Raw genomic sequence first — 6,621 nt, forward strand, 5'->3', positions numbered from 1 at the left:
TTTTGGAATTTGGGAAACGGGAGTGCAGGTATTGTTTTGCTGCATGGGGTTGGACTATTTAATGGGTCTTATGTGTGGAACTAAAGAAAAAAACCTAAGCTCTGATATAGGCTTCAATGGACTTAAAAAGAAATTTACAGTATTAATTATTCTTGTACTTGCAGTAATGGTGGACAGGCTTATGGGGCAAGGGTGGGTATTTCGTACATTAGTAATTTGGTTTTATATTGGAATGGAAGGTCTTTCTATCTTGGAGAATGCAATTAGGCTAGGGGTGCCCTTCCCAAATGCATTAAAAAATATTTTAGTACAGCTTAAAGAAGGAAATAAAAAAGAAATTAAGGAACAGGACAAATAGCCTTATTTCTTTTAAATTTAAAGGAGGAATGGATATGATTTTATGTTTTGATTATGGGCACGGTGGAAATGATGGTGGAGCCTGTTACAAAGGCAGAAAAGAATCTAATGATGTATTGGGCTTAGGCAAAGCAGTAGCGGTAGAAATGAGAAGGCATGGCGTCACTGTAGATGAGATAAGAACTAGCGATACTACAGTAAGTTTGAGTGATAGAAGTAATTTTGAAAATAGAAAGAATTATGATTACTTTATATCATTTCACAGAAACGCTTTTGAACCTGAAAAGGCGAAAGGCGTGGAAGTATTTACTTATTTGAATGGAAGCGCAAAAGCTAAATCTCTAGCAAATAAGGTTCAGGCAAATTTACTGACATTGGGGTTTGTTAATAGAGGCGTTAAAGAAGCTAATTTTCATGTTCTTAGAGAAACAAAATGTGCTTCCATATTAGTCGAGTTAGGTTTTATCGATAATACCGATGATAACAATAGGTTTGACAGTAAAAGAAATGAAATGATAAAGGCTATAACAAAAGCTATTTTGTCACAGCTTGGGATAAATTATAAAGAAATTGTTATACCGACAAATCCAGTTATAAAGCCTCCTGTATCAAATGTAATTTATAGAGTAGTAACAGGATCCTTTGCAGATAGAGCAAATGCTGATCAGAGAGTTTCTGAACTTAAAAAAGTGGGATTTGAAAGCTTCATAGATATAAAATAAGATTTTAGGAGGGCTTGTTAAAATGAAATTATTATTTGAATATAGATTTATAATCATGGTAGTATTGGCCATTATCCTTTATGCAGCATTGGAGTGGCAGAAATTTAAATCACAGTCGTATGCCCTTATGCTTCAAGCAAAGTCTTTGGCAAAAGATGCAATACTTAAAAGTGGATCACAGCAAGAAGAGTGGGTAATCCGTAAAGCATATCAATTTTTACCTAAAAAAATAACTTTATTTATAAACGAGCAGCGCATGAGGAACATAGTACATTACTTGTACAATAAAGCTAAAGATTTTACTGATGATGGTGAATAAATAATAGCAAAGAATAAGTAATTAAAGTTCGTAAATCTTGGATAAACTTGTTTATTTTAGTAAAATGTAATAAAATAAAGAAAGAAAGAAACCACTTTGACGAATAATCAGTAGTGGTTTCTAAAAGTAAATCGTATTCTTACTATATGCTCCTATTATATAGTATTTTAGGTGAGGGTACAAGAATAATAGGGGGAACTTTATGATTTTTAATGATTATGTTAATGGGCTAAATGAACAAAAGGAAGAACTTGAAAAACTTGATTTTATAATTCAAGATGTTGATAAGATATTGCAACTTCATGAAAGCTGGACGAACTCAGCTTTAAGTAAAGTATATTTAAGGAAAATTCACAATAGTTATTCAAGTTCTGCAGCGGAAGCAAATAACCTTACTGATCAAACCGCTCAATATATTGACAAGCTTAGAGAAATTTTAATTTGCATTGATTTCCTAGAGTATGGTGAGATACTAAGTAATTTTAGAGCGGTTAGAATAAGTGGATTGGAAGAAAAAAGTACAATAATAAGTGATGATTTTAAAAAAGCATATAAGATAATACATGAATATAAGAAACTTACAGATAGTACCCAGAGAGCTAACCAATATTATGGGTTTATTGAAGCCCTGCATCTTATGAAAAATACATATACTAACTTTAAATTCATAGTAGATTATTTGAATATAATTAGTTTAGGGCTCAATAAAGGGATTGAATCAGATATATTTGAGATTAGATTATTGAATGAAACTTTTGATAGAAATACATATGGTAGAATAACTGATCCTATGTATATTATTTATGAAAAATTATGTGAGATAGCAAACATTGGCAATCCACTACCATTAAAAATAGTTAGAATGGAAACTGGTAGTTTTTTAATGACCTTTATAGGAGAAGTAGGAATCTTAAAGGTCTTGGGTAAATTTTTAGAAAGTACTCATGGGTTATGGATTAGAAATTTCACTAGAGATGGTAAAAAGCAAAATTTGGTTGAAAGTACTGAATTATTTAAGGAACATTTTAATCTTGTAAGTGAAATGAGAGCCTTAGGTTTAAATGTGGACGAACATGATGAAATAGCAAAAGAAACATTGGTACTATTAATGAAACAATCTAATATATTATTATCATCTAGTCCTGATATTAAAATAAATAAAAAAGTTTTAAGCAAAAGTGAAGATTTTAAAAAAGCTTTAGCAAACAAAGAGTTTATTTCGTTACCAGTAAATGATGGAGCGGTATCTTAAAATAAAGGCGGTGTATTGTATGAAAAAGTATAAACTTCAAAAACTAAAGTTAAATTATGTTAAGTTTATGCTGAAAATATATAAGATAATTATGATTATGTTTCCCAAAATATCTGAGAAACTAAAACTGTATATTGAAAAGACTAGTTTAAAAAGAATTAAGGAAGTCAATAAAATCATTTCAAATAATTAATAGAATGATTTTAAGATTATGCTACTATGACAAATGGATAAAAATAATTTAAGCCTGAGGTTAGAGAAATCTAGCTTCGGGCTTTCTTATTTATCTTAACTGTTTTTTATAATTGAAGTAGTGCTATTTTTATAAAATGATATGCTAATATATAAGAAAACAATATAGAATGGAAATATATGCCCCTCTCCTATAGCTATGGTTAACTAAAAGAGAATATATTTCCCATTCTAAATTGGAAGCTGAAATTTGTTATAATGTTATTGAATTATTATGTCAGTAATATTATGTTCGTATTTTGAAATGTTATACTATGGAGATTTGTGGATATAAGTATTGTTAGTTTATTTATGTGTAATTTATAGGATAATGATTGTAATAGTATCATAGAAAATAAATATAAATATAAAATAGGAGTGATGGTATGAAATATACTAAAGAGCAGAGTTGAACAGAAACATCTGTTCAACTCTGCATTTATACTAACAGTTTTCTTCTTCAAATATTGGAGCATTTATAAGTGTAGCAAATATTAACTCATGGAAATGATCATCAACGACATTAGTTTCAGCCTCTACAAAATGGACATGCTTGCCATCATTGCCAACAGGTATCGGTAGACCAGTAACTGCTTCAATTATATGAAAGTGATCAAAAAAGTCTGTTCTTGTTTTAACTTTATGAACATGTCCACATTCAACTGGTATTGCAGGACTGGATACTCCAGCAAATCTATGATTATGAGCATCAGCTGTACCTAATTCAGCTATTCTAACGCTTCCTTCAAATTCATGGTCGTGAAATTGCGGTTCTTTTTTACAACAATCTTTATCATCATGTTTTGACATTAACATCACTCCTTGTCCTTCGACAGTATATAATATGTAGCTTAATCAAAAATGACACTAAAAACAAAGAAATATACAAGTTGAAACGTATGCTATTGCAAGGGGAAAAGAAAGGCTATTGTAACAAAACAATAAAAACAGAATAGTATAAAGGGTGAATATTATTTTGGAGGTACTTATGTACAACTATCGTAGTAAAGATTATGAAAATCTTGGACAGAATATTCCCATGACGAATATGCCTATGAAGGATATGTCTATGACGAATATGCCTATGAAGGATATGCCTATGAAGGATATGCCCATGAAGGATATGCCTATGATGTATATGCCAATGATGTGTATGCCAATGATGTATATGCCTATGATGAATATGCCTATGTATGATGAAGATGATGAATATGATGAGGATGATAAAGATTTAAAAAGCATGTATCCTAAGATTTACATGAGGATATATCCCATGGTAAAGCATCATTGTGATATGCTGGAGTCCATACATGGCACAATGTATTGCCCTAGCAAGAATGAAATGGATCATATTTGTAAAGACGTATGTGACAAGTACGAAGAACATTATAGAGATGACGATGATGATAATCGAAATGATGATGAGGAAATGAGACAAAGACGTCGATTTGACAGAAGAGGTGGTATTGAGGATTTAAGCAGAATACTGTTTATCAGAGATTTACTTGGAAGAAGAAGAAGAAGGAGAAGAATGTTCGATCATGGTCATCATGGTGATCATCATGATCATCATGGATATTAGTTTTAGCCGCTAATATCCATGATGAAATGAGATTTTAAGAATAGTTAATGAAGCCCTGAGGTATACCTTGGGGTTTTATTTTTTATCTGTTATTACAATAGTAGCAGGAGAAAATTGTGTTGAGTGGAATTTATTAAATATAGATTAAGACCACTTGTAAAAAACTATGAAGCTATGAATTTGTATAAATTTCACTTGTACCTTACGCAACGTAATCATTTATGCTTAAATTAATAAGCATTTAAATGCTAACAATTAAGTAAATGGAGGATGGTTGACATGTTAATAAAAATTGAAAAATTTAATTGTAAAGAAATTCAATAATTAATTTCTTGTATTCCTAATAAAGAGTTTTTACTTCAACATGAATCAGAGGATAAATAGAATGCTAAGATTAAGAACATATAAATCATGCGATGCGAAATATATTGTTAAATGGATAGACAACGAAGAAGATTTTGTGAAGTGGTGTGCTAATAAGATAACATATCCTTTGACAGAAGAATCAATGAAAGAAACAAAAGAAAGTTTTGAAAATAATGAAAAAGGATGGCTCTTTACTGCTTTGGATGAAAAAGGAACTCCTGCTGGGTACATAGCAATGATGAATGCTGATTATGAAAATGATAGTATACATGTTGGCTTTGTTATTACTGATTCATCAAAAAGAAATAATGGGTTTGGAAAGCAAATGGTGAATCAGGTAATAAGATATGCCTTTGAAATATTAAATATGTCAAGGGTAACTTTAAAAGTTTTTGACAATAATCCAAGTGCTCATAGGTGTTATCAAAATGTAGGCTTTGTTGATGAAAAGTATTTGAAAAATGGATTTTCGTATAAAGATGAAATGTGGGGATGCTATGATATGGCTATAGCAAAATCATTATACAGTGTATGAATATAAATTTAAGTTACTTGATTCGCTTTCTTCATATTAAGCGCTGCAATCAATAAAAGTTAGAAGTGTTTTGTTTTGCTACGATTTAGGAAAATACTGCGATAAAAAATGTCGTAAAGTATTTGTTAGAAAGTGTGCTCTTACCTAGTAATTACTCTGCACATAAATAGACAAGCCTCATATTATATATTAAAGGAAATATAGGAGGTGAAGTTTATATATGTCAAATAAATGTCACCAATGTAATGATAGATGTAATGATAGATGTAATGATAGATGTAATGATAGATGTAATCAAAGATGTAACGATAGATGTAAAAATAGATGCAATGAATTCTTTAATGTATGGTGTAATGATTGGTGCGATGATTGGTTTGATGATTGTGACCATTGTAATAGGTTTAATAATTGTAACCGTTGTAATAGGTGTAGGTAGACAAGCCATTAATTTTCGCAAAAAAAAGCATGAGATGAGCTTAAGGTTTAAAATAAATTAAGATGGATATCTATGGAGTATTCTATAGGTATCTATCTTAATCTAAGAGAAAGATAATAATGGATTTACATGAAAAGTAATTTAAGGCAAAATAAGGACTTTAAATAGTCTTTTTATTTTGCTTATTTTTATAGAAATTAAGTTGCTTACAATTATATATAATCATATTCCCACTTTCGCTACAATTGTTAGTGGAAGGAAAATAGTACCTGGGTGATAATGAAAATGAGAGAATTTGTGGAAGAAGAAAAACTTCTGGAAGAATTGAAGAAAGCAAGCAAATAAAGGCATCCTAAAGGGTGTCTTTTTATACGACTTGAACTTTGTCGCAATAGTTACAATTAATCAATACTAGTATAAAGCAAGTTATACCAACGATTACAAAGGTTAGAAAATCACATAGGAAAATAGGACGTCATAGCAAGAAGAGAATATTGTCACATTATAGGCACCTGAGAGGGTTTGTTTTTTTATTTTACCAAATGATTGTATATCTCTAATATTTACATTTATATAATATTATGGTAATATATTACAATATGCTTTGTTATATATTCACTAAAAGTATTTGTAAATTTTCACATTTGGGTATTGAATGCTTATAAAAATAGTGAAATTAAATATAATTGTAATTTTTATGGGATATAAGTTCAATTTTTAAGAATAGTAAATATATTAAATGTCGTATCATGGCTGGCGAAAAGCGTATGAATGCAACATAATATATGGTAATATGTGAGATAATGGTCAAAATTGTCTTT

The 6,621-nt window shown here is 30.0% G+C and carries 9 protein-coding genes; 8 read left to right on the forward strand and 1 reads right to left on the reverse strand.

What is annotated here, in order from left to right; genetic code table 11:
- The 5 genes from KPL50_RS25875 to KPL50_RS25895 all read left to right on the forward strand — a co-directional run.
- On the forward strand, positions 1-358 hold a 358-nt coding region (locus KPL50_RS25875; RefSeq protein ID WP_216301369.1), incomplete at its 5' end, for a holin family protein.
- A 34-nt stretch (positions 359-392) separates the two neighbouring features.
- Complete coding sequence (locus tag KPL50_RS25880; RefSeq protein WP_216301370.1) at positions 393-1,079, forward strand: N-acetylmuramoyl-L-alanine amidase; 687 nt, start codon at positions 393-395, stop codon at positions 1,077-1,079.
- Between the two features lie 22 nt (positions 1,080-1,101).
- On the forward strand, positions 1,102-1,398 hold the full coding sequence (locus tag KPL50_RS25885) for a hypothetical protein (protein WP_216301371.1): 297 nt from the start codon (positions 1,102-1,104) through the stop codon (positions 1,396-1,398).
- Positions 1,399-1,600: 202 nt separating this feature from the next.
- Positions 1,601-2,650, forward strand: coding sequence for a hypothetical protein (locus tag KPL50_RS25890; RefSeq protein ID WP_216301372.1), 1,050 nt, complete (start codon positions 1,601-1,603; stop codon positions 2,648-2,650).
- Positions 2,651-2,669: 19 nt separating this feature from the next.
- The gene (locus tag KPL50_RS25895; protein WP_216301373.1) at positions 2,670-2,843 is read left to right on the forward strand and encodes a hypothetical protein; all 174 of its coding nucleotides are present in this window, start codon (positions 2,670-2,672) and stop codon (positions 2,841-2,843) included.
- A gap of 482 nt (positions 2,844-3,325) precedes the next feature.
- Here the strand turns inward: KPL50_RS25895 and KPL50_RS25900 are convergent, their stop codons facing one another.
- Positions 3,326-3,691: a YmaF family protein gene (locus KPL50_RS25900; RefSeq protein ID WP_216301374.1), complete on the reverse strand. Its 366-nt coding sequence runs from the start codon at positions 3,689-3,691 to the stop codon at positions 3,326-3,328.
- 178 nt (positions 3,692-3,869) lie between these two features.
- On the opposite strand from KPL50_RS25900, the gene KPL50_RS25905 reads away from it, so the two are divergent.
- The 3 genes from KPL50_RS25905 (at position 3,870) to KPL50_RS25915 (ending at position 5,861) form a co-directional block, all read left to right on the forward strand.
- A complete protein-coding gene (locus KPL50_RS25905) occupies positions 3,870-4,463 on the forward strand; it encodes a hypothetical protein (RefSeq protein WP_216301375.1) in 594 nt (197 codons plus the stop codon).
- Between the two features lie 385 nt (positions 4,464-4,848).
- The gene (locus tag KPL50_RS25910; RefSeq protein ID WP_216301376.1) at positions 4,849-5,364 is read left to right on the forward strand and encodes a GNAT family N-acetyltransferase; all 516 of its coding nucleotides are present in this window, start codon (positions 4,849-4,851) and stop codon (positions 5,362-5,364) included.
- 245 nt (positions 5,365-5,609) lie between these two features.
- The gene (locus KPL50_RS25915; protein ID WP_216301377.1) at positions 5,610-5,861 is read left to right on the forward strand and encodes a hypothetical protein; all 252 of its coding nucleotides are present in this window, start codon (positions 5,610-5,612) and stop codon (positions 5,859-5,861) included.
- Positions 5,862-6,621: the final 760 nt, after the last annotated feature.

The sequence above is a fragment of the Clostridium sp. CF012 genome (assembly GCF_018861755.1).
Classification (GTDB): Bacteria; Bacillota; Clostridia; order Clostridiales; family Clostridiaceae; genus Clostridium_AD.